17 protein-coding genes and 1 riboswitch are annotated in these 21,147 nt (G+C 67.9%); of the genes, 10 read left to right on the top strand and 7 right to left on the bottom strand.

Going from position 1 to position 21,147, the window contains the following annotated elements; genetic code table 11:
* Window positions 1-2: 2 nt before the first annotated feature.
* Together ACZ75I_RS02520 and ACZ75I_RS02515 are read right to left on the bottom strand one after the other, a co-directional pair.
* Window positions 3-2,597, bottom strand: a complete 2,595-nt coding sequence (locus tag ACZ75I_RS02520) for a M14 family zinc carboxypeptidase (protein WP_472958664.1) — start codon at window positions 2,595-2,597, stop codon at window positions 3-5.
* 74 nt (window positions 2,598-2,671) lie between these two features.
* Window positions 2,672-5,311: a TonB-dependent receptor gene (locus tag ACZ75I_RS02515; RefSeq protein WP_472958663.1), complete on the bottom strand. Its 2,640-nt coding sequence runs from the start codon at window positions 5,309-5,311 to the stop codon at window positions 2,672-2,674.
* A 191-nt stretch (window positions 5,312-5,502) separates the two neighbouring features.
* Here ACZ75I_RS02515 and queD point away from each other — a divergent pair, with 191 nt between their 5' ends.
* On the top strand, window positions 5,503-5,865 hold the full coding sequence (gene queD, locus ACZ75I_RS02510; RefSeq protein ID WP_472958662.1) for a 6-carboxytetrahydropterin synthase QueD: 363 nt from the start codon (window positions 5,503-5,505) through the stop codon (window positions 5,863-5,865).
* Window positions 5,866-5,981: 116 nt separating this feature from the next.
* Window positions 5,982-6,329: a phasin family protein gene (locus ACZ75I_RS02505; protein WP_061480483.1), complete on the top strand. Its 348-nt coding sequence runs from the start codon at window positions 5,982-5,984 to the stop codon at window positions 6,327-6,329.
* A gap of 756 nt (window positions 6,330-7,085) precedes the next feature.
* Here ACZ75I_RS02505 and asnB read toward each other — a convergent pair.
* Window positions 7,086-8,987, bottom strand: a complete 1,902-nt coding sequence (asnB, locus tag ACZ75I_RS02500) for an asparagine synthase (glutamine-hydrolyzing) (RefSeq protein WP_472958661.1) — start codon at window positions 8,985-8,987, stop codon at window positions 7,086-7,088.
* 349 nt (window positions 8,988-9,336) lie between these two features.
* Between asnB and ACZ75I_RS02495 the strand changes: the two genes are divergently transcribed.
* Window positions 9,337-10,026: a winged helix-turn-helix domain-containing protein gene (locus ACZ75I_RS02495; protein ID WP_004141029.1), complete on the top strand. Its 690-nt coding sequence runs from the start codon at window positions 9,337-9,339 to the stop codon at window positions 10,024-10,026.
* Window positions 10,023-11,369 carry an ATP-binding protein gene (locus ACZ75I_RS02490; RefSeq protein WP_346476271.1) on the top strand — a complete coding sequence of 449 codons (1,347 nt, stop codon included), beginning with the start codon at window positions 10,023-10,025 and terminating at the stop codon, window positions 11,367-11,369. The genes ACZ75I_RS02495 and ACZ75I_RS02490 overlap by 4 nt, the downstream gene beginning before the upstream one ends.
* On the opposite strand, the gene ACZ75I_RS02485 is transcribed toward ACZ75I_RS02490, so the two are convergent.
* Together ACZ75I_RS02485 and ACZ75I_RS02480 are read right to left on the bottom strand one after the other, a co-directional pair.
* Complete coding sequence (locus tag ACZ75I_RS02485) at window positions 11,366-12,835, bottom strand: sensor histidine kinase (protein ID WP_154350184.1); 1,470 nt, start codon at window positions 12,833-12,835, stop codon at window positions 11,366-11,368. The two genes, ACZ75I_RS02490 and ACZ75I_RS02485, sit on opposite strands and share 4 nt — an antisense overlap.
* Window positions 12,832-13,551: a response regulator transcription factor gene (locus ACZ75I_RS02480; protein ID WP_111097235.1), complete on the bottom strand. Its 720-nt coding sequence runs from the start codon at window positions 13,549-13,551 to the stop codon at window positions 12,832-12,834. Before ACZ75I_RS02480 ends, ACZ75I_RS02485 begins: the two co-directional genes overlap by 4 nt.
* Before the next feature lie 145 nt (window positions 13,552-13,696).
* Between ACZ75I_RS02480 and msrB the strand changes: the two genes are divergently transcribed.
* The 4 genes from msrB (at window position 13,697) to ACZ75I_RS02460 (ending at window position 18,416) form a co-directional block, all read left to right on the top strand.
* A complete protein-coding gene (gene msrB / locus ACZ75I_RS02475; protein ID WP_005415145.1) occupies window positions 13,697-14,269 on the top strand; it encodes a peptide-methionine (R)-S-oxide reductase MsrB in 573 nt (190 codons plus the stop codon).
* Window positions 14,270-14,271: 2 nt separating this feature from the next.
* Entirely contained in the window at window positions 14,272-16,041 is a 1,770-nt protein-coding gene (locus ACZ75I_RS02470; protein WP_346476272.1) for a cytochrome c biogenesis protein DipZ, read from the top strand.
* A 14-nt stretch (window positions 16,042-16,055) separates the two neighbouring features.
* The gene (gene msrA, locus ACZ75I_RS02465) at window positions 16,056-16,793 is read left to right on the top strand and encodes a peptide-methionine (S)-S-oxide reductase MsrA (protein ID WP_346476273.1); all 738 of its coding nucleotides are present in this window, start codon (window positions 16,056-16,058) and stop codon (window positions 16,791-16,793) included.
* Window positions 16,794-16,964: 171 nt separating this feature from the next.
* Window positions 16,965-18,416 (top strand): aminotransferase-like domain-containing protein, encoded by a 1,452-nt coding sequence (locus ACZ75I_RS02460; protein ID WP_180866778.1) that lies wholly within the window; start codon window positions 16,965-16,967, stop codon window positions 18,414-18,416.
* Window positions 18,417-18,494: 78 nt separating this feature from the next.
* On the opposite strand, the gene bioD is transcribed toward ACZ75I_RS02460, so the two are convergent.
* On the bottom strand, window positions 18,495-19,178 hold the full coding sequence (gene bioD / locus ACZ75I_RS02455; protein ID WP_061478648.1) for a dethiobiotin synthase: 684 nt from the start codon (window positions 19,176-19,178) through the stop codon (window positions 18,495-18,497).
* 68 nt (window positions 19,179-19,246) lie between these two features.
* Between bioD and ACZ75I_RS02450 the strand changes: the two genes are divergently transcribed.
* Both ACZ75I_RS02450 and ACZ75I_RS02445 read left to right on the top strand, forming a co-directional pair.
* The gene (locus tag ACZ75I_RS02450) at window positions 19,247-19,729 is read left to right on the top strand and encodes a GAF domain-containing protein (RefSeq protein ID WP_004140850.1); all 483 of its coding nucleotides are present in this window, start codon (window positions 19,247-19,249) and stop codon (window positions 19,727-19,729) included.
* Window positions 19,726-20,088 carry a TfoX/Sxy family protein gene (locus tag ACZ75I_RS02445; RefSeq protein WP_053498035.1) on the top strand — a complete coding sequence of 121 codons (363 nt, stop codon included), beginning with the start codon at window positions 19,726-19,728 and terminating at the stop codon, window positions 20,086-20,088. The genes ACZ75I_RS02450 and ACZ75I_RS02445 overlap by 4 nt, the downstream gene beginning before the upstream one ends.
* Before the next feature lie 89 nt (window positions 20,089-20,177).
* Here the strand turns inward: ACZ75I_RS02445 and ACZ75I_RS02440 are convergent, their stop codons facing one another.
* Complete coding sequence (locus tag ACZ75I_RS02440) at window positions 20,178-20,756, bottom strand: histidine phosphatase family protein (protein ID WP_180866780.1); 579 nt, start codon at window positions 20,754-20,756, stop codon at window positions 20,178-20,180.
* A gap of 157 nt (window positions 20,757-20,913) precedes the next feature.
* Window positions 20,914-21,136, top strand: a riboswitch (cobalamin riboswitch).
* Window positions 21,137-21,147: the final 11 nt, after the last annotated feature.

Raw genomic sequence — 21,147 nt, 5'->3', positions numbered from 1 at the left:
CCTCAACCCCGCGCTTTACTCGGATTCACCAGATTCCCGAAGAAGATTGCGTTGATCAGCAGTCGATCCGTCCCGTGCCAGTACTTGCGGTGCGCCGGATCGTCGGCGAACAGCACCACATTGCCCTGCCCCTGCGCCGACACCAGCAGCCACGCGCTGCCCGCCACCCGCGCACGGTTGCGCTCGGAAAGATAGCCATTCACCCGCGGCGGCGTGTCGATGCGTACCACCGTGGAGAATGGGTTCGCACTCGGCTGCAGCGTCACTGTGTTCTCCTTGTTGATCGCCAGTTGCCGGCGCGGCACGCCGAACGCCAGCGGATGACTGGTGTCCACATCGGCGCTGAGGATGTTGCCGCTGACCCGCTCGATCGCGGCGATGTCGCGCTGGTCGCCGAACGCACGGCGGCTCTCGTCGGCAGTCTCTTCTTCCTTGCCGAGCTTCTCGCCGTCGGCAAGCTTCTGTTCGATCGCCCACTTCGAAGCACTGCCGTAGGTCACCAGTGAACCACCGGCCTGCACCCAGCGCTTCAGTGCAGCCACCGCCGTGGTATCGACGCCGGTGTAGGTCCCCCCGGACAGCACGATCGTGGTGTAGCGGTCCAGGGACACTTTGCCCAGCTGCTGCGGGTCCAGCTTGCTGGCGGGCAAGTGCAACTGCTGGTCGAGCAGGAACCAGGCCGAGCCGATCTCGGTGGCGGCCACGCCCTCCCCCATCACCAGCGCAACCGCGGGTTTGCGCAGCGCCTTGACGCCGTCACTGCCCAGATCGATGCCTTCGCGGCTGCGGCCACTGGACAGCGCGTGCACCTGCACACCCGCCTCGCGCGCGGCCGATGTCACTGCCTCAAGCAGCCCCGCGCCCTGCAGCGTTTGCCCGGCAACCGGAATCACCAGGCTGCCGGCAGCGAAGCTGACGTCTCCCTGCACGGTCGCGGTGGTGAACGGCTGGAATGCCGCACGTGCGCTCACGCCTTTGCCCTGCAGCGCGGCCAGCGCGCGCCCGGCGTTGTAGTCGCGCCAGTCGATCGCGTACGCGAATCCGGCCTGGCCACCCAGCACCGCGCCCTGCTCCGCCGGCAGCGCAGTCACGCGTGCGCCACCCTCGATACGGCTACGGCTGCCGGCGAACGCCACACCGTAGGCCGGTGCGATCGCATAGCTGGTGCTGCCGTAGAACACATCCCCCTTGATCGGCGGCGTCTCGGCAAAGATCGAATGCACCAGGCGGAACTGCGCCTGCTGCACCGGCACCACGTAGGCGCTGCCGGCATCGAAGCGCTGCCCATCGACGGTGACTGCACGCTCCAGCGCGCGTACCTCGACGCGATGCAGCAGCAACAGTTCCAGCAGGCGGCGGGTCAGTGCCGGATCATGCGCATCACCGAACACGAAGCTCTTCACCGGCTGCTGTGCGGCCTGCTTCAGCGCGCTCTGGAAGAACTGCTTCTGCAGGTCGAACAGGCCGCTGCGCTCAGTTACCGCGCCACGCACCGTGCCCAGCCCGGTGGCGACCTGGTTGCGGATGGTGAACGGGAAGGTCAGCAGGCCGTTCACTGATTCCTGCACGCGGCCACGCGAACTGGCCTGCTCGACGGTGACGCCGACCGCTCCGTGGAAGTCCGGATAGGTCGAGCCATACACCGGCGAGAAGTTGTCGAAATTCTCGCCGGTGTAGTACAGCGAACCCAAGGCATCCAGCGCCTGCGCGTGGTACCTGGCCAGGGTCTTGTTGAACTCGTACGACGGCGCCGGAATCAACGGGCTGTGCATGCTCTTCGGCGAAGGCTCGAAGTAGTACGTGCTGTCCTTGCCCATTTCGTGGAAATCGATCTGCACGTTCGGGTACCACTGGTGGAACACCTCTACCTTCGGCCGTGAGTCCTGCTGGGTCAGGGCAAGCCAGTCGCGGTTGAGATCGGTGAAATAGTGGTTGGTGCGACCCTGCGGGAACGGCTCAACATGTTCCTTGTCGGCGGGGTCGGCCGACGCCGGATCGGAGGCCCAGGCATTGTGCCAGTTGGCGGCACGGTCGCGGCCGTCCGGATTCTGTGCCGGATCGAACAGCACCACCGCGTGCTGCAGCCACTGCTGGGTTTCGGCACTGCGGTTGGCCACCAGGTAGTAAGCGGTCAGCATCGCCGCCTCGGCACTGGAGGTCTCGTTGCCATGCACGCTGTAGCCCAGCCACACCACCACCGGGCTGCCACCGGCCGCGCTGCGCGGTTGCGCCGGATCGACCAGGGTCGCGTGCTGTTGGCGGATCTGTTCCAGCCGCGCATGATTGCCTGCAGCGGTGACGGTGGCGATCAACAGCGGGCGGCCCTCGTAGCTGCGGCCGATCTCGCGCACGCTGATCTTGTCCGAGCGTCTGGCCAGCTCCTGGAAGTACGCCACCAGTTGGTCGTGCCGGGTGTAGCGGCTGCCGATCGGGTAGCCGAGGAACTGCGCCGGCGTCGGCACCGCTGCATCGAAGGCTTCCGCATCCGTGGCCTGCGGGAAGAAATAGGCACTCTGCGCCTGCGCCGGCTCCGGGCAGGACAGTACAGTGGCGGCGGCAAGCAGCAACGGAAGAACGGCACGGCGATGCAAGGACACGGTGACTCCCCTGGAACACAACGGCAGACAGTTGCGCGGCCGGTCCCTTCAGGTGGCCGGCCGCGGCGGATGGATCAGAAGCGGTAATCGAAGCCCAGCGTGAAGTAGCGGCCGCGCAGGTCGTACTGGCTGAAGTCGTATGGCGCGCGGATGCCCGGGAACGAGGCGTCGTACGGCGGCGTCTTGTCGGCCAGGTTCTGCACCTTGGCATACAGCGTCAGCTTGTCGATGCCGGTGTAGGCCAGGTACAGGTCGTACTGGCTGTAGCTGCCAACGCGCTGCTGCACGGCCTTGGCGGCGGTGCTGGCTTCCTGGCGGTAGCTGCTGGTGTAGTACCAGGTCACGGCTGCGTTGAAATCACCGTACTTCCAATCCAGCGTGGTGGTGGCCTTGTCCTTGGGCAGCGTCGCGCCCAGGTTGCTGCCGGCGTAGTCGACCAGCGGGCCACCGACCACGGTCGGGCGACGGTAGTCGCCCACGTGGGTGTAGGCCGAGGACACGGTGAAGTCACCCAGCACCGCGGTCGGGATGCGCTGGCGCAGTTCGACGTCGATGCCCGAGGTCTTCAGCTCGCTCAGGTTCTGGTAGCGGTTGTAGACCGCCTGCAGCTTGCCGCGCTCGTCGCGCTGCACGGCACCGGCCACGTTGTCGTTGACCAGGGTCTGGGTGTTGTTGGTGCCGACCAGATTGTCCAGCTGGATGCGGTAGTAGTCCACGCTCAGATTGGTGTTGGCCCACGGCGACAGCACCACGCCGAAGTTCACGCTCCTGGTGCGCTCGGGCTTCAATGCGTTGTTGCCGACGGTGAAGAAGGTCGGGTTCTGCCGCGAGCCCGGCACGTCCGGATCACGCGGATCGACCACGCTGCCATAGGCGATGCTGGTGCTGTTGGAGTTTTCCGACAGCGACGGCGCACGGAAGCCCTTCGAGGCCGATGCACGTACCAGCAGGAAGTCCAGCGGCTGCCAGCGCAGGCCGATCTTCGGTGAGAACGCATCGCCGAAATCATCATAGTGATCGGCGCGTGCAGCGGCGGACAGCTCCAGCGTCGAGGCCAGCGGGACGTTCACTTCGGCGTAGGCGGCACTGACCTGGCGCTGGCCATGTACTTCTGCGATGGCCGGGCGCACCTGCAGGCCGGCATCGATCTGCCACGGGTTGTTGGAATCGAGCTTCTCGCGGCGCCACTCGGCACCAGCGGCGAAGCCGATCTCGCCGGCCCAGGTGCGGCCCAGGCTGCCGGAAATCTTCGCATCGACGCCCTGCAGCTTGGACTCGGCCGGACGCAGCGTGGCGATGTTGATCGAATCACGAACCGACTGCGGCGTGGCTGCCGGGTCAAGCAGGTTGTAGCTGCCCGTGGACAGTGCATTGGCCAGCGCCCAGCGGTTGGCGAACCCGCCGGACACACTCTCCCGCTCACTGCTGCGCGCACCGAATGCAGCCACTTCCCAGTCCCAGTTGGCCGTGGTGCCGCGCAGGCCGAACACGCCGCGATAGGCGGTTGAGCGGTTGGTCTTGATCGTGCCGCCGAGGTCGAAGAAGGTGTACTCGATCGGGATCGCACGGCGGTACGGGTTATACGGATTGCTGGCCGGCAGCAGCGACGACACCGGCTCGGCCAGGCCGCTGTCCGCGTTCAGTGCGAAGCGGCCGCTCTCCAGGGTGAAGAACGGGCTGCTGCCGAACCACGCGGCGCTCTTGATCTGGCTGTACAGCACCTCGCCGAAGGCTTCGACGTTGTCGTTCAGGCGGAAAGTACCGTTGGCGTAGGCCTGGTAACGCTTGGTCGAGGGGATCAGCGTGGTGAACGGTGCCTGGTTGAAGCCGCAGGTATTACCGGACAGGCCATCGATCGGCGCGCTGGCAACGCGGGTGGTGCCGGCCGGGCAGTTGCCGTTGGCATCGAGCATCGGCACCGACACGCCGTTGACCAGGTAGCGTGCGCCCTTGGCCGACCAGCCGTTCCAGCGGCCACCGGGCTTGTCGGTGTAGATGCCACTGCGGGTCAGATTGCGCTCGTCCTGGTCCAGACGCTCGCGGTTGTAACCCTGCAGGCTGAAGAGGATGTTGTAGCCGTCGGTGTCCAGATCACCGAGGCCGCCGACGAACTTCAGGTTCTGCTCGTGCAGGCCGCCCTGGTCGGCACCGCCGAAGCTGCCGCCGATCTCGGCGCCTTCGAAGTTCTGCCGGGTGATGATGTTGACCACGCCGGCCACGGCGTCGGAACCGTATACCGCCGAGGCGCCGTCCTTGAGCACTTCAATGCGCTCGACCGCGACCAGCGGCAGCGCATTGAGATCGACGAAGGTGTCGGACAGGCCACCGGCCGGGAAACCGTAGTTGGCCAGGCGGCGGCCGTTGAGCAGGACCAGCGTGTTCTTCTGCGAGAGGCCGCGCAGGCCGATGCCGGCCGAGCCGGACGCCCAGCCGTTGTTGGTGGTTTCGTTGGCGGCGTTGCCGGTGTTGGCCGAGATCGAACGCAGCACGTCGGCCACGGTGGCCTTGCCGGTCTGTTCCAGCTGCTGGCGACCGATCACCTGCACCGGGTTGGAGGCCTCGGTATCGGTGCGCTTGATATTGGAACCGGTGACACGCACGGCGGCCAGGGTATTGGCGTCGCCAACGGCGTCGGCGGAGTTTTCGGCGGCGGCGGACAAAGGCGCGGCCAGAGCGACGGCCAGGGCCGCCACGAGCAGGGTGTGCTTGGGCATGACGATGTGGGGAGGTGGTAAGGACGACGAAGTTCCGCAGTAGTCCATGCCTGGCCCGGGTCCGGCCAATAACATCTCTTCATACGGATATAAGAGAAGCTATCATCTCTTCATCCGGATGGAAAGAGTTACTTCACGAAAGCCCGACATCCACTCAGGATGGTCGGCCACCTGCGGCGTACAATTGCGCCATGGAAATCTTCAAAGTCTTCATGCTCGAGGCGGCGCACCGCCTTCCCAACGTGCCGCCGGGGCACAAGTGCGCGCGCCTGCACGGCCACTCGTTCCGGGTGGAACTGAGGGTCGAGGGCGAGCCCGGCGCGCAGACCGGCTGGATCATGGACTTCGGCGACGTCAAGGCGGCCTTCCAGCCCATCTATGACCGCCTGGACCATCACTACCTCAACGACATCCCCGGCCTGGAGAACCCGACCAGCGAGAACCTGGCGGTGTGGATCTGGAACGAACTCAAGCCCAGCCTGCCGGCGCTGAGCGAGATCACCGTACACGAAACCTGCACCTCCGGCTGCCGCTACCGCGGTCCGACGGCCTGATCAACTCATTGATCTGAAAGGTTTTTCAAAGGCGCCCTGAGCGCCTTTGTTATTTTTGTTGCATTGCCGCATCAAGGGCGTATGCTGCAATGCATCAAGCCACTCCCTGATGCCCCATGGCCGCCGCCTTCAGCGATCGCTTCAGTGATGCCACCCGCCAGCTCGCCGCCGCTGCAACCCGCGCGAACCGGTTGGCGTTGGAGAACGCGGAAAGCATGTTCGGCGTGCAGTTGAAGGCGATGGAGCGCAACCTGACCGCGACCGGCGGCTGGCTGGGTGAACTGGCCCGCAGCGACGACGCGGCCGGGATGCTCAACAGGGGCGCACAGCTGTGGCAGGACAACCTGCAGCGGCTGGGCCAGGCCCAGCAGGATGTGGTCGGTCTCGGCCTGCAGGCCAGCAAGGCCTGGTCCGAACTGGTGCAGGGTTACAACGAATCAACGGCGGACGCGAACAGTCACTGACGCGACGCAACGCTCATTGCATGGGTCCCTCCCCCCATGCAATCCGGACCCGGCAGATCCCTCCCTCTGCCGGGTCTTTTTTTGCCTGGCTTCTGGATTGAATAGCGCTTCCTCGCTTGGACTCTCTGCGAACTGATGGGCCCCGCCGGGGCGGGCAGGGGCCTGGGCAAATGTCCGCCGGCGCCGGCCGTTGGCCGTCACCTCCTCCTTTACTTTGCCCAGGCCCCTGCCCGCCCCGACGAGGTTCGGCTTGCGGCGGCCAAGGCACCGAGCAGGCTGCCTTCAATAAAGCGCCGATAGATTTCGAACGCAGGGCGGAGACCCTTGCGTACGAAGTAAAGGGGGAGGTGACGGCCAACGGCCGGCGCCGGAGGACATTCGTACGCAAGGGCCTCCGCCCTGCGCCACGCAGAATGAACCCACCGCACGCGTGCCTTCGTTTCGATTCGCCGCGAATTGAAGGGCCCCGCCGGGGCAGGCAGGGGTCTGGGCAAATGTCCCCCGGGCGCCGGCCGTTGGCCGTCACCTCCTCCTTTACTTTGCCCAGACCCCTGCCCGCCCCGACGAGGTTCGGCTTGCGGCGGCCAAGGCACCGAGCAGGCTGCCTTCAATAAAGCGCCGATAGATTTCGAACGCAGGGCGGAGGCCCTTGCGTACGAAGTAGAGGGGGAGGTGACGGCCAACGGCCGGCGCCGGAGGACATTCGTACGCAAGGGTCTCCGCCCTGCGCCCCGCAGAACAAACCGCGAACGAACCTCAGCGCCCGCGACCACCGTGCCAGTGCTGGTGCCACGCCTGGAACATCAGCACGTTCCACAGGTGCGTGTGCCACTTGCGCTCGCCGCGCAGGAACGCTTCCCAGATGCCGCGCACGCGCGCCGCATCGAAACAGCCCTGGTTGCGCAGCAGCTGCGGGTCCAGCAGCGCCTCCGCCCAATCGCGCAATGGACCGGCCAGCCAGCGCGCCATCGGCGGGCCAAAGCCGCGCTTGGGACGGTACACCAGCGGCTCGGGCAGGTAGCGTGCCAACAGGTGCTTCAGAATCAGTTTGTGTTCGCCATCGTGGTATTTCAGGTGCTGCGGCAGGCGCCAGGCCAGTCGCACCACCTCCATGTCCAGCAGCGGCGCACGGGTTTCAACGCCCGCCGCCATGCCCGCACGGTCAACCTTGGCGAGAATGCCCTCGGCCAGGTCCATGCGGAAATCCAGCAACTGGATGCGCGCTTCGGCCGGCAGCGCCGTGTCCTGCTGCTGGAAGATCGTCACCGGTTCACGCGCGCCCAGCACCACCTGCGCCGGCTGCCGCCAGCGGGTCACCCGCTGCAGGTAGTGGCCTTCCACATCGTTGGCAGCAACCTCGGCCACCAATGCACGCCATCCTCCGAGGCGACCACGCTCAGCGTTCATGCGGTTGCCGCTGCGCCGCGCCAGGTCGCGTACCCAGTCCGGCAAGCCGCCGCACAGGCGCGCATTGCGCAGCGCGCGGCCATAGCTGGGGTGGCCGAAGAACAGTTCATCGCCACCGTCACCGGTCAGCGCCACCGGCTTGCGTGCCCCCAGCAGTTCACTGGCCAGCAGCGTCGGCAGCTGCGACGCGTCGGCGAACGGTTCGCACCAGACCTGCGGCAGGCGCTGCAGCAGATCCAGGCCCTGGCGCGCGTCCATGCGGTGCAGGTGATGCTGCACACCCAGATGGCGCGCGACCTGCGACGCCCAGTCGCTCTCGTCATGTCCCGGATCGTCGAAGCCGACCGTCCATGCTTCGATCGGCAGGGTGGATTGGGCCTGCATCATCGCCGTCACCAGCGAGGAGTCGGTGCCACCGGACAGGAACGCGCCACAGGCCAGCGGCGAGTGCATGCGTGAAGCGATGGCTTTCTGAAGTACCGCCTCAAGCTGATCGGTGGCCTGTTCCAGGCTCGGCGCCGGTTGCAGCGGCTCCTGCAATGCACGCTGCATTGCTTCGCGTGCGCACCAGTAACGCGCGCCCCCCTGCGCGGCCTGGCTGGAGCAACCCGCGGCATGGTCGCTGAGATCGATGCGCAGCATCGCGCCCGCCACCAGCTTGTGGATGCCGCGGTAGATGGTGTGCGGCGCCGGCACATAGTCGTGGCGCAGCAGCAGGCTCAGCGCATCCTGGTCGATGCTCGGGGCGAACCCGGCGAAAGCCTGCAGCGCCTTCAACTCCGAGGCGAACAGAAACCGGCCCTGGCACCAGCCGTAATACAGCGGCCGCTCGCCCACCGGATCACGGGCCAGCCACAGCACGCGCGACTCGCGGTCCCAGACACTGAAACCGAAGGCGCCCTCGATACGCGCCAGCGCCCGCTGCACGCCCCATTCGACGATCGCCTGCAGCAGCAGCCGTGCATCGCTGCAGCTGCGTGGCAGATCGCGCAACTGCGCCTGCAGGTCAGCGCGGTTGTACAGGCGGCCGTCCAGGCACAGCACGTAGCGACCGCAGTCCGAGCTGAGCGGCTGCAACGGCGTATCGGTCGGCGCCCGGCAGTGGCCCAGCGCGAGGCCGGCCTCGGCGTCGGTCCAGTAGCCGATGCGCCCCCGGCCGCGCTGCTGCAGGGCGCGCAGCATTGGCGCCAGCTGCTGCAGCAGCTGCTCGTCCTCGGCGGGCGGCAGCCAGGCCCCGACCACGCCGCTCATCGGGAGCCTCCGCACTGGCGGCGGCGGTACGGGTTCAGCAGGCAGGGGGCGGCGGGCGACATGGGGACGGCACGCGGAGCGGAGAAGACTCCATGCTCGGCCGCAGGCCCCGTCGCGTCAGTCGCTTTGCTGTCAGCGATCGTCACCCGCCGTATCACGAAGGTAACGTTTTGTAACAGCGGCAGGCTATGCTGGGCGGCAAGTCGTTGCCGGGACTGAGACCCGGCCCGTGCGCCAGCAACCCCGGCTGAATGGCGCCCGCCCCCGGCACCCGGGCGGCCCGATGGCTGGGATAGCATCGCCGCGCTCGTGCCGTGGCGGTACGTCTGCGCCTACGGAGGCCTTGGAAATGCTGGATATCGTACTGGTCGAAGACGATGCCCGCCTGGGAACGATGGTCAGTGACTACCTGCAGCGGCATGGCTACCAGGTCGCCCATGAACGCAGCGGCGAGCGGGCAGTGGCCCGGATCCTGGCCGAAAAGCCGGCGCTGGTGCTGCTCGATGTCGGCCTGCCCGACCAGGATGGTTTCGAAGTGTGTCGGCAGATCCGCCCTCACTATGACGGCATCATCTGCGTGCTGACCGCCCGCACCGACAACATTGACCAGGTGCTGGGACTGGAGCTGGGGGCCGACGACTACATCGGCAAACCGATCGAACCGCGGGTGCTGCTGGCGCGGCTGCGCGCCCACCTGCGCCGCCACCGCCGGGTCGAACCGCGTGACGGCAGCCTGCGCTTCGGCGAGCTGAACATCGACCCGTCCACACGCAACGTGCACCTGCAGGGCAGCCTGCTGGAGCTGACCACGGCCGAGTTCGACCTGCTGTTCCTGCTGGCCAGCAACGCCGGCCAGATCCTGGACCGCGACGCGCTGCTGCGCGGCCTGCGTGGCATCGCCTTCGACGGCCTGGACCGTTCGATCGATGCCCGCATCTCGCGCCTGCGCCGCAAACTGGGCGACAACCCCGAGCAGCCGGAACGGATCAAGACCGTCCGTGGCCGCGGCTACCTGTTCAGCCGCTCGGCATGGGGATGAAGCGCACGCCCTCGGCGATGCGCGGCCACGCCTTCCACTTCCTGCGCTACGGCGTCGGCTTCCTGGTCGCCCACCTGTTGTTGATCGTGCTGGGCCTGTGGGCCTGGGATGCCCTGCTGGAAGACCGCACGGAAGCTGGTCTGCAGGCCGAGATGCGTGGCACCCATGCGCTGCTGCAGCACCGTTTCGCCGAAACCCCGCGCGACCAGTGGCCGGTGCTGGCACGCGAACTCGACGCCGATTTCGCCTACGCGCTGCGCATGGTGCCGCTGGCTGAGGCAGTGAGGGCGTTGCCGGCCAGCCAACGTCCGCCGTTCAACAACGGCCGCGTGCAGATCGACCTGGAGCACATGCGCAGCCTGCAGCGCATCGGTGACAGCGACTACGCGGTGATCCTGGGGCCGCTGGACGAAGCGCTGCCGGACGAGGGCTGGCAGGACAGCGAAGTGTCCGGCGTGGCGATCCTGCTGCTGATCCTGATGGTGGCGGTGGCACTGCCGATGTACGTGATGGTCTATCGGTTGTGGCGCGACGTCTCGCAGCTGGCACAGGCGGCCAGGCAGATGCGCGATGGCCAGTTGGACACGCGAGCGCCACGTGCGGGCACCGCGCTGGTGCGGCCACTGGCCAATGCCTTCAACCACATGGCCGAGCAGCTGCAGCAGCTGCTGGAAAGCCAGCGTGTGCTGGCGCAGGCGGTGGCGCACGAAGTGCGCACGCCATTGGCGCGGATGCGTTTCGGCCTGGCCGACCTGGAGGACACCGCGCTGGATGATGGGCAGCGCGATGCACTGGGCGGATTGCGCGCCGATGTGGATCGGCTGCAGCACCTGACCGATGCCGGCGTCGAGTACGCCGCACTGGGCCGCTGCCATCAGCCGACCCGCCAGCGCCTGCAGCTGGCGGCGCTGGTGCGTGGCGTGGTCGCCCAGTTCGCGCCGCTGCCGATGCCGGTGCAGCAGGCGCTGTCGCCGGTGCGCCTGGTCAACGTCAACCGGCACATGCTGGAGCTGGCACTGCGCAACCTGCTCGGCAATGCACTGCGTTACGCGCGCCGGCAGATCCGTATTGCCAGCACCGTCAATGACGGCTGGCTATGCCTGCAGGTGGAGGACGACGGGCCCGGCATCGCACCCGAACTGCGCGGTCAGGTACTGCAGCCCTACGTCCGGCTGGACCCGGGCAGTCCCGGCTTCGGCCTCGGCCTGGCGCTGGTGCAGGTGGTGGCCGACAAGCATGGCGGCCACGTCGAAGTGACCGATTCGGCGCTCGGCGGTGCCTGCATCCGCCTGCACCTGCCGCTGGAGAACGGCGGCATCGTCGAATGCGAAGCGGCCTGCTAGGCCGCCGGTTCCGCACGCGGCAAGGCAAACACGAACAGCGCGCCACGCTCGCTGTCGCGCAGTTCGATGCGGCGGCCGTGCAGCTGCACGATGCGCTGCACGATCAACAGCCCCAATCCGCCGTTCTCGCCGCGCCGCGCGCCCAACGCGGCCGGTGCCTGGAACAGCTGGGTGCGCAACGCCGGCGCGACCCCTGGGCCGTCATCGGCCACGCTGACCTCCACGCTGTCGGGAGTCGCACGCAGGCGCACCTCGATCTGTCCACCGTCGGGTGCATGGCGCAGCGCGTTGTCGAGCAGGTTGGTCAACACCCGTTCGACCAGGCCCAGGTCGGCGCGCACCAGCGGCAGGCCCGGCGGGAACGCCGCGTGCAGCTGCTGGCCCCGCGCCTGTGCCGCCAGTTCGAACTTCTGCAGCACGTCCTGCAGCAGCTCCGGTAGTGCGAACACCTCCCACTCCAACCGCACTTCGCCATGTTCCAGCCGCGCCAGCTCGAACAGCGCGCGCGCCAGCCGTCCGACCTTGGCGCTCTGTGCCAGCGCGATGCCGAGATAGCGGCGGCGCTCGTCCGCTGACAGCGTGGCGTCCTTCAACGCCAGCGTTTCCAGGTAGCCATGCAGCGACGAAAGCGGCGTGCGCAGGTCGTGCGAGATGTTGGCGACCAGTTCGCGGCGCTGCAGGTCCTGCTGGCGCAGCTGCTGCCACTGCTCGCCCAGCCGCTGCGCCATCTGCGCGTGCGCGTGTTCGAGGATCACCAGCTCGTCGCGCTCACCGGGGCGCAGCGGCTCCGGCGGTGGCAACGGCGTGGGTGCGTCGATGTCGAAGGCCTGGATGCGCCGGGTCAGCCGCCGCAGCGGACGGGTCACCCAGTAGAACGCCACCAGCCCGGCCAGCAGGCCGAGGCCACCGACCAGCACCACCGACCACAGCGTGGTGTTCCACTGGCTGCCGGCGGCAAGATCGTCGGCCAGCATCTGCCGGTGCTCGCCGACCAGCACCACGTACACGTAGCCCGCCGGCCGGCCCTGCACGATCAGAGGTGCCGCGCTGAACACCTTGCGACCATTCGCGCTGCGCGGGTCATCGCCGAGGATCGGCAACGGCGCACCGGCCAGCAGGCGGCGCAGCGGCGCCACGTCCACCCGGTTTCGCACCAGGTGCCCACTGGGTGCATCGTGGCCGAGGATGCGACCCTGGTCATCCAGCAGGTAGACCTCGACGCTGGGGTTGACCGCCATCAACTGGCCGAACAACGCCCGCACCGCCGCATCACGCATGCCGCTGGTATCCATCAGCTCGCTGCGCTGGGCGATGTGCTCGGCCAGGCCCAACGACAACCGCTGTACCACCTCCTGCTCGTGGCGGGTATTGGCACGCATCTGCAGTGCAAGCAGCGCCATGCAGCACGTCAGCATCAGCGCAGCGGTCACCACTGCCAGCTTCTGCCACAGGTTCGGCTTGATCATGCCGCCGCTCCGGCCGGGTCGACCAGCTTGTAGCCACGGCCCCATACCGTCAGCAGCCGCCGTGGATTGGCCGGATCGGGCTCGATCTTGCTGCGCAGGCGGTTGATATGGGTGTTGACCGTATGCTCGTAGCCGTCGTGCTGGTAGCCCCAGACCTGGTTGAGCAGTTCCATGCGCGCGAACACCTGGTCCGGGTGACGGGCGAAGAACAACAGCAGGTCGAACTCGCGCGGGGTCAGCTCCAATGGTTTGCCATCCACCGAGGCGGTGCGCGCGACCGGGTCCAGCTGCAGTCCCCCCAGCTCGATCGCGCCGGCATCGATGCGTGCGCTCTGCGCCATCGCCTCGGCGCGGCGCAGCAGCGCGCGCACGCGTGCCACCAGTTCCGGCATCGAGAAGGGTTTTGCAAGGTAATCGTCCGCGCCCAGTTCCAGGCCGACGATGCGCTGGGTTTCGCTGCCGCGCGCACTGATGATGATGATCGGCACATACCGCGCCATCGCGCGTGCGCGCTGGCACACCTGCAGCCCGTCCACGCCGGGCAGCATCACGTCCAGCACCAGCGCATCCCAGGGACCTTCCTGCTCGAGCAGGCGCAGGCCGGCATCGCCGCTGGCAGCATGGGCGACGTCGTAGCCCTCATCGCCCAGGTGCATGCGCAGCAGGTCGGCGATGTGGGCATCGTCTTCAACGATCAGCACGCGTTTGGTCGACATCGTCAGCTCAAGGCCAGTGGGGAGGCGGGTTGCATTGTGGCGCGGGACGGCCGCCGATACCTCACGAAAAATTGAATCCTGCGTGAGGATTCGTTGACCCGGGCGGGCGCAGCATGGCCCCGTCACCCCCTTCCCGGAGTCCGCCATGTCCTTGTCCCGCCGCCATCTGCTGGGCCTGGGCGGTGTTGCCACCGCCGCCGGCCTGCTCGGCCTGGGGGCCTGCAGCCGCGCCGCCCCCGCCGCCGCCGAAGCGCGCCCGTCGCGACAGTTCGAGGTCATGCACAGCGATGCCGACTGGCGCCAGCGCCTGACCCCGGCGCAGTACGCGGTGCTGCGCCAGCAGGCCACCGAACGGCCGTGGAGCAGCCCGCTCAACAAGGAACACCGCCAGGGCACCTTCGCGTGTGCCGGCTGTGCGCTGCCGCTGTTTTCCTCGTCCACCAAGTTCGAGAGCGGCACCGGTTGGCCCAGCTTCTGGGCGCCGCTGCACAACGCCATCGGCGAAGACCGCGACGTCACCTTCGGGATGCTGCGGGTGGAGGTGCACTGCCGTCGCTGCGGTGGCCACCTCGGCCATGTGTTCAACGATGGGCCTCGCCCGACCGGGCTGCGCTACTGCATGAACGGTGCAGCGATGGTGTTCGTTCCCGGCGCCACGGATGGCACTGCCGACGGCTGGCGGGTGCCGGTCGGTTCTTCCCCTGTTTCCGGAGCCTGACGATGCTGCTGTTGCTGCTTGCCTACCTGGGGGGCGCGCTCACCCTGCTCAGCCCCTGCATCCTGCCGGTGCTGCCGTTCGTGTTCGCGCGTGCCGACCGTCCGTTCCTGCGCAGCACGCTGCCATTGCTGCTGGGCATGGCGCTCACCTTCACCGTGGTCGCCAGCCTGGCCGCGGTGGGCAGCCAATGGGTAGCACAGGCCAACCAGGTCGGGCGCTGGATCGCCCTGCTGCTGATGGCGCTGTTCGCGGTCGCCCTGCTGTGGCCACGACTGGCCGACCATCTGCTGGCGCCGTTCCAGCGCGTGGGTGCCCGTCTGAGCGCGCGCGCCGATGCCGCGGATGCCGCTGGGCGCGGCGGCGCGTGGACCTCGCTGCTGATCGGCATCGCCACCGGCCTGCTGTGGGCACCGTGTGCAGGTCCGATCCTCGGCCTGGTGCTGACCGGTGCCGCCCTGCATGGTGCCAGCGCTGGCACCAGTGGGCTGCTGCTGGCGTATGCGCTGGGCGCGATCACTGCGCTGGCGCTGGCGGTATGGGTGGGTGGCCGCGTGTTCCGTGCGCTGCAGGCGCGGCTTGGCCTCGGCGATGTGCTGCGCAAGGTGCTGGGCGTGGCCGCCTTGCTGGCGGTGGTGGCAATCGGCCTGGGCTGGGATACCGGCCTGCTGACCCGTCTATCCACGGTCAGCACTGCGCGTATCGAGCAGGGCCTGCTGGACGCGGTACCCGGCGCGCAGCCGGCGGCACCACCGATGATGATGATGGCCGGTGCCAACGCCGCTGGCGATGCACCGCTGCCGGTCGAGGGAACCCTGCCCGCGCTGGGCGGGGCCACCGGCTGGCTCAACAGCCCACCGCTGACGGCCCAGCAGCTGCGCGGCAAGGTGGTACTGGTCGACTTCTGGACCTACTCCTGCATCAACTGCCTGCGTGCGATGCCGTTCGTGCACGAATGGGAGCGCCGCTACCGCGACCACGGCCTGGTGGTGATCGGCGTGCACACGCCGGAATTCGCCTTCGAGCGTGACCCGCGCAACGTCATGAAGGCGGTGCAGCAGCTGAAGGTCGAGTACCCGGTGGCGCTCGACAACCAGTACACGATCTGGCGCGCGTTCAACAACCGCTACTGGCCGGCGCAGTACTTCGTCGATGCGCAGGGCAACATCCGCGGCCACCAGTTCGGCGAAGGCAACTACGCGCGTTCGGAACAGATGATCCGTCGCCTGCTGACCGAAGCCGGGCAGGCCAACCTGCCGCCGCCTGCCGATCCTGCGGCCGCCGACCTGAAAGGCGTGGCCGTGCAGGCCGACATGGGCAACCTGCGTTCGCCGGAAACCTATCTGGGCCACGCCCGTGCCGAGCAGTTCGCCTCGCCCGGCGGACAGCGCAGCAACAGCGCGTTCGACTACACGCTGCCGACCACCCTGGCGCTGAACCAATGGGGACTGTCGGGGCGCTGGACCGTCACCGATGAAGCCGCACAGCTGCAGCAGGCCGGTGGCCGCATTGCCTTCCAGTTCCATGCGCGTGACCTGCACCTGGTGCTGGCGCCCAGCCGCGACGGCACGCCGGTGCGCTTCCGCGTCTGGCTGGATGGCAAGGCGCTGCCCGCTGCCGATGCCGGTAGTGATGTCGGCGCCGATGGCAGTGGCGTGGTCGACGAGCATCGCCTGTACCAGCTGGTACGCCAGCGCGGCACGGTCGGCCCGCATCGCTTCGAGATCGAATTCCTCGATGCGGGCGTGCAGGCCTATGCCTTCACCTTTGGTTGAACCGGGAGCACATGATGAAACTCTCCTTTGAACAGGGCATCGCCGCCGGTGTTGCCGGCCTGGTGGCCATGGCATTGATTGCCGGGGTGCTGCTGGTCGATCACGGCGCGGCTGCGGCGCCGTTCGAAGCCAGCGCGCAGATCCAGGCACTGCCGGCCCCCACCGGCGATGCGGCGTTCCGCGATGACGCCACCCACGCCAGCGTGGTGTTTGCCGGCGGTTGCTTCTGGGGCGTGCAGGGCGTGTTCCAGCACGTCAAGGGCGTGAGCAATGCGGTGTCCGGCTATATCGGTGGCAGTGCAGCCAATGCCCGCTATGAGCGCGTCAGCGGTGGCCAGACCGGCCATGCCGAAGCCGTAAAGATTGACTACGACCCGCGCCAGGTCAGCTATGGCCAGCTGATGCAGGTGTTCTTCTCGGTGGTGCACGACCCGACCCAGCTCGATCGACAGGGCCCGGACCATGGCAGCCAGTACCGCTCGGCGATCTTCAGTGATGACGCCCGCCAGCAGGCGGCCAGCCGTGCCTACATCGCCCAGCTCGGCCAGGCCGGCAGCTACCGCGCACCGATCGTCACCCAGCTGGTCAGCGGCCAGCGCTTCTACCCGGCCGAGAGCTACCACCAGAACTACATGACCAACTACCCGCAGGCCGCCTACATCCGCTACTACGACGCACCGAAGCTGGCGGCCCTGGCCAGGCAGTTTCCGGCGCTGTACCGGCGCGAGGCGGTGCTGGTGCCGATGCGCTGACGGCATTTCCCCTGGGGCTGATCGGTGCTCGGCTCTACACACAAAAAAAGACGCACGGCGGTCCCGCCGTGCGCTTGGAATGCGCCGGCCACGCCCCGATCAGGCCCGGCCGACGACGACATGCTAGGCTCGCCATCATCATGGGTACAGCATCAGATGGCGGGATGTTCGATGGATACAGATGACCAGGTCACGATGATCCCTCCACGCTACCAGCGGCTCTCCGACGAACTGGCCGAGGCCATCCACGGCGGTCGCCTTCCGGTCGGCAGCCGCCTGCCTTCACTGCGGCAGATGGCGTCGCAGCGCAGGCTCAGCCTCAACACGGTGATCGCGGCATATCGCCAGCTGGAAGATGCCGGGCTGGTGATTCCGCGGCCGAAGGCGGGCTTCGAAGTCGCGCCGCGGCTGTCGGTGCCGGAGCGTTCGCTGCGCGACACCCCGTCCGCGCCCACTGCGCCGCTGCAGCAGGTGCTGATGGCCCGGGTACTGGAAGCACAGCGCCGCCCGGGTGTGGTCGACCTGGCCTTCGCCGGCCCACGTGGTCGCCAGTTCTATCCCGGCGCGCAGCTGGCCCGGCATACCGCGCAGGTGCTGCGCCACGGCCAGCAGACGGTGGAGACCTATGCGAGACCCAACGGCTCCCCCCGGCTGCTGGCGCAGATCGTGCGCCGCAGTCCGCGCATGGGCCTGCACACCCACGCCGAGCGACTCCTGCTGACCCATGGTGCGATGGAGGCCCTGCAGCTGGCGTTGCGCGCGGTCACCCAGCCCGGTGACGCAGTGGGCATCGAGGCGCCGTCCTACTTCAACCTGTATCCGTTGCTGGCCAACCTCGGCCTGCAGGCCATCGAGTTGCCCACCCACCCGCAGCACGGGCTGGATGTGGATGCACTGGATGCGCTGCTGGAGCACACGCCGCTGGCCGCACTGGTGGTGATGCCGACCGTGCACAACCCGCTCGGCTGCACCATGCCGACCGCCGCCAAACAACGCCTGGCCGAGCTGGTCAACGCACGGCAGCTGCCCCTGATCGAGGATGCGGTGTACGCCGAGCTGCAGTTCTGCGAGCCGCCGGCACCCTTGCTGAAAGCCTTCGATCGCGATGGCTGGGTGATGGTGGTCGGTGGCTTCTCAAAGACACTGGCGCCGGATTACCGCATCGGCTGGCTGGATGGCGGCCGCTTCGCAGAGCGCATCGCGCTGCTGAAGTTCCAGTCCACCGGCGGCGAGCCGCAGCTGCTCGGCGATGCGGTGGCCGCGTATCTGGAAGCAGGCAGCTACGAGCACCATCTGCATCGCATGCGCCGCCTGTACCGCGAACAGGTGGGACGGCTGCGCCAGCTGGTAGCCGAGCATTTCCCGGCAGGCACCCGCGCCACCGAACCACAGGGCGGATTCCTGCTGTGGCTGGAACTGCCGGGCGTGGACACGCGCGAGCTGTTCGAGCGAGCGCTGCAGGAGGACATCGTGTTCATGCCCGGCCAGGTCTATTCGCGTGGCGCGCGCTATCGCCACTGCCTGCGGCTGTCGTGCTGCCAGAGCCTGGATGCACGCTTCATCGGTGCGGTGGAACGGCTGGGTGCGATCGCGCGGGAGCTGGCAGTGCGCCAGCTCCTGTAGAGCCGAGCCTACGCTCGGCTGCCCTTCGCTGACGGTCCCCGCTGAGCCGAGCATGGGCTCGGCTCTACAGGAAGCAGGTCAGTCGAGCAGGTGCGTACTCAGGATCTGACCATCCGCCCCCGGCAGATGCGGCAGCCGTCCCCAGCACGGCATCGGCAGGCGCTGCTGCAGCGTGGCGATGTTCTCGTCCTGGCGCTGCATCGCCGGGTCGATGTGGTTGCCGATCCAGCCCAGGCAGTCCACGCCGCTGGCCTGCAGTGATTGCGCAGTCAACCGCGCGTGGTTGACGCAGCCCAGCCGCATGCCCACCACCAGCAGCACCGGCAGCTGCAGCGCACGCACCAGGTCGAGCTGGTCCAGCGTGGCCGAGACCGGCGCCAGCCAACCGCCCACGCCCTCCACCACGACGATATCGGCCTTCGCGCGCAGGCGTTCGAACGCGGCCACGATCGGCGCCAGCTCCACCTGCACGCCGTCCTCGGCAGCGGCCAGCTCCGGTGCCAGTGGCTGCCGCAGCGCATAGGGATTCAGATCGGCATAGTCCGGCACCGGCCAGCTGGCCGCCTGCAGCGCCAGCGCGTCCTCGTTGCGCAGGCCCTGCCCCAGATCCTCGCTGCCGCTGGCCACCGGCTTCATGCCCACTGCACGCAGGCCACGCTGGCGCAGTGCATGCAGCAGCGCGGTGCTGGCCGCGGTCTTGCCGATTTCGGTATCGGTGCCGGTAACGAACAGGGCGGGCGGCAGCGTAGCGGGCAACGGCATCGATGGGCTCCAACAGGGCAACAGTGTGTGCATTATCGCCGGCCCGGTGCACTTGCTAGACTGCGGGCATGTTCGCCAATGCCTCGCTCACCGGCAGCAAGCCGGAACAATACGCCCAGTTGCTGGAACAGGCCCGTGGCCTGGTCTACGCCGAGTCCGACCGCATCGCCAACGCGGCCAACCTCTCCGCACTGGTCTATCACGCCCTGCCCGACCTGAACTGGGTGGGCTTCTACCTGTATGACGGCAAGGAACTGGTGGTTGGCCCGTTCCAGGGCCTGCCGGCCTGCGTGCGCATCCCGCTGGACAAGGGTGTGTGCGGTGCCGCCGCCAGCCAGCGCGTAACCCAGCGCGTGGACGACGTCGATGCCTTCCCCGGCCACATCGCCTGCGATTCGGCCTCGCGTTCGGAGCTGGTGGTGCCGCTGCTGCGCGGCGATGAACTGATCGGCGTGTTCGATATCGACAGCCCGAAGGTCGGCCGCTTCGACGCCGACGATCAGGCCGGCCTGGAAGCCATCGCCCGCGTGTTCGTCGAGGCACTGGGATGAGCGCACCGAAGCTGCGCAACATCGGCCCGAAGAGTGCAGCCTGGCTGCGCCAGGTCGGGCTGCGCAGCCGCGAGGACCTGGTTGCGATCGGCGCAGTCGGCGCCTTCGTCAAGGTCAAGCGGGCCGGCTTCAAGCCCAGCCTGAACCTGCTGTACTCGCTGGAAGGCGCATTGCTGGACTGCCACTGGCAGGAGCTGAGCGAGCCTCAGCGTGAAGCGCTGGTGCAGGACTATGAGGCGCGCATCGCCGCGCATCCGCTGAAGGCGGCCGGCCCGGCGTCGGGCCCGGTGCATGAGCAGCGCTTCGATGCCGACGATGACGCCGAGGACAACGTGGCCGAGCGCGCGGACGAGGATTGAGCCGCGCCCTCCTGTATAGCCGAGCCCACGCTCGGCTGGCCTTTCTGATCGAAGTGCAGCCGAGCATGGCTCGGCTCTACAAGAGCAGCTCAGGGCTGCTGCAGTTCCAGCAGCTCGCCCACCAGCCCGACCTCGCCCCGCTCCAGCCACACCCGCAGGCGCGTGCCGTGGTCGATGCGCAGGGCCCAGCACAGCGACATCGGCAGGCCGCAGACCTGCGACAACACCATGCGCAGCGGGCCACCATGGCTGACCACCAGCGTCGGCACCGGATCATCATCATCGAGCAGGCGATCCAGCGCGCGCGCGATACGCCGCTCGAAATGACCCCAGCTCTCGCCGTTCGGCGGCGGGAACGCATGCGGATCGGCGTGGAAGGCGGCCAGCGCATCTTCCGGCAGGTCGAACAGCGACTGCCCGTCCCAATCGCCGAAATCCAGTTCTTCCCATTCCTCGTCCGCTTCGACGTCCAGCCCGCGTGGGGTGGCCAGCGCCATCGCCGTGTGCAGCGCGCGCAATCGCGGTGAACTGATCACCCGCTCCCAGCGTTGCTCGGCATAGGCGTCGACCAGCTCCTGTGGCAGGCCGGCCAGCTGCGGTGGATCGCTGCGGCCATCTAGGAACTCATCGCGACCGTTGCCGGCGTGGCGGACCAGGTCGAGGATCATGCGTGCGTCCCGGACGGGCGACGCAGGTACAACGGAGAACGGGCAGACATCGGTAACGGCACCACGGGATCGAGCAACCATTCTAAAGGCACAGCTCTAAAGGCACAGCAAAGGCAGCCGCGCAGCCGCGACGCAACGGGACGGCCTGCGATGCCGTAGACTGCGCGCACTTCCAGGTGACCTGCGGCCGTGGCCGGCAGGTTGAAACGGGAAGCCGGTGACGCGTGATTCCACGCCAGGCCGGCGCTGCCCCCGCAACGGTAAGCACGTCAGTTCCAGGCAACACCGCCACTGTGCCGCAGGCATGGGAAGGCGCCTGGACGGTGGCCTCGCGCCACCCGGCGGCAAGCCCGGAGACCGGCCCGGAAGCCTCAGGTCGCGATGCGGTGGG

This window comes from Stenotrophomonas sp. X (assembly GCF_055721025.1).
The sequence above is the reverse complement of the archived record's forward strand: the minus strand, read 5'-3'. Positions and strand labels throughout refer to the sequence as shown.

Coding starts and splice junctions, on each gene's coding strand:
- asnB (WP_472958661.1), bottom strand. CDS start 8,987: ATGAGCGGCGTGGTCGGGGCCTGGCTGCCGCCCGCCGAGGACGAGCAG.
- ACZ75I_RS02445 (WP_053498035.1), top strand. CDS start 19,726: ATGAGCGCACCGAAGCTGCGCAACATCGGCCCGAAGAGTGCAGCCTGG.
- ACZ75I_RS02470 (WP_346476272.1), top strand. CDS start 14,272: ATGCTGCTGTTGCTGCTTGCCTACCTGGGGGGCGCGCTCACCCTGCTC.
- ACZ75I_RS02460 (WP_180866778.1), top strand. CDS start 16,965: ATGGATACAGATGACCAGGTCACGATGATCCCTCCACGCTACCAGCGG.
- ACZ75I_RS02495 (WP_004141029.1), top strand. CDS start 9,337: ATGCTGGATATCGTACTGGTCGAAGACGATGCCCGCCTGGGAACGATG.
- ACZ75I_RS02480 (WP_111097235.1), bottom strand. CDS start 13,551: ATGTCGACCAAACGCGTGCTGATCGTTGAAGACGATGCCCACATCGCC.
- msrA (WP_346476273.1), top strand. CDS start 16,056: ATGAAACTCTCCTTTGAACAGGGCATCGCCGCCGGTGTTGCCGGCCTG.
- queD (WP_472958662.1), top strand. CDS start 5,503: ATGGAAATCTTCAAAGTCTTCATGCTCGAGGCGGCGCACCGCCTTCCC.
- ACZ75I_RS02440 (WP_180866780.1), bottom strand. CDS start 20,756: ATGATCCTCGACCTGGTCCGCCACGCCGGCAACGGTCGCGATGAGTTC.
- ACZ75I_RS02515 (WP_472958663.1), bottom strand. CDS start 5,311: ATGCCCAAGCACACCCTGCTCGTGGCGGCCCTGGCCGTCGCTCTGGCC.
- ACZ75I_RS02490 (WP_346476271.1), top strand. CDS start 10,023: ATGAAGCGCACGCCCTCGGCGATGCGCGGCCACGCCTTCCACTTCCTG.
- ACZ75I_RS02505 (WP_061480483.1), top strand. CDS start 5,982: ATGGCCGCCGCCTTCAGCGATCGCTTCAGTGATGCCACCCGCCAGCTC.
- msrB (WP_005415145.1), top strand. CDS start 13,697: ATGTCCTTGTCCCGCCGCCATCTGCTGGGCCTGGGCGGTGTTGCCACC.
- bioD (WP_061478648.1), bottom strand. CDS start 19,178: ATGCCGTTGCCCGCTACGCTGCCGCCCGCCCTGTTCGTTACCGGCACC.
- ACZ75I_RS02450 (WP_004140850.1), top strand. CDS start 19,247: ATGTTCGCCAATGCCTCGCTCACCGGCAGCAAGCCGGAACAATACGCC.
- ACZ75I_RS02485 (WP_154350184.1), bottom strand. CDS start 12,835: ATGATCAAGCCGAACCTGTGGCAGAAGCTGGCAGTGGTGACCGCTGCG.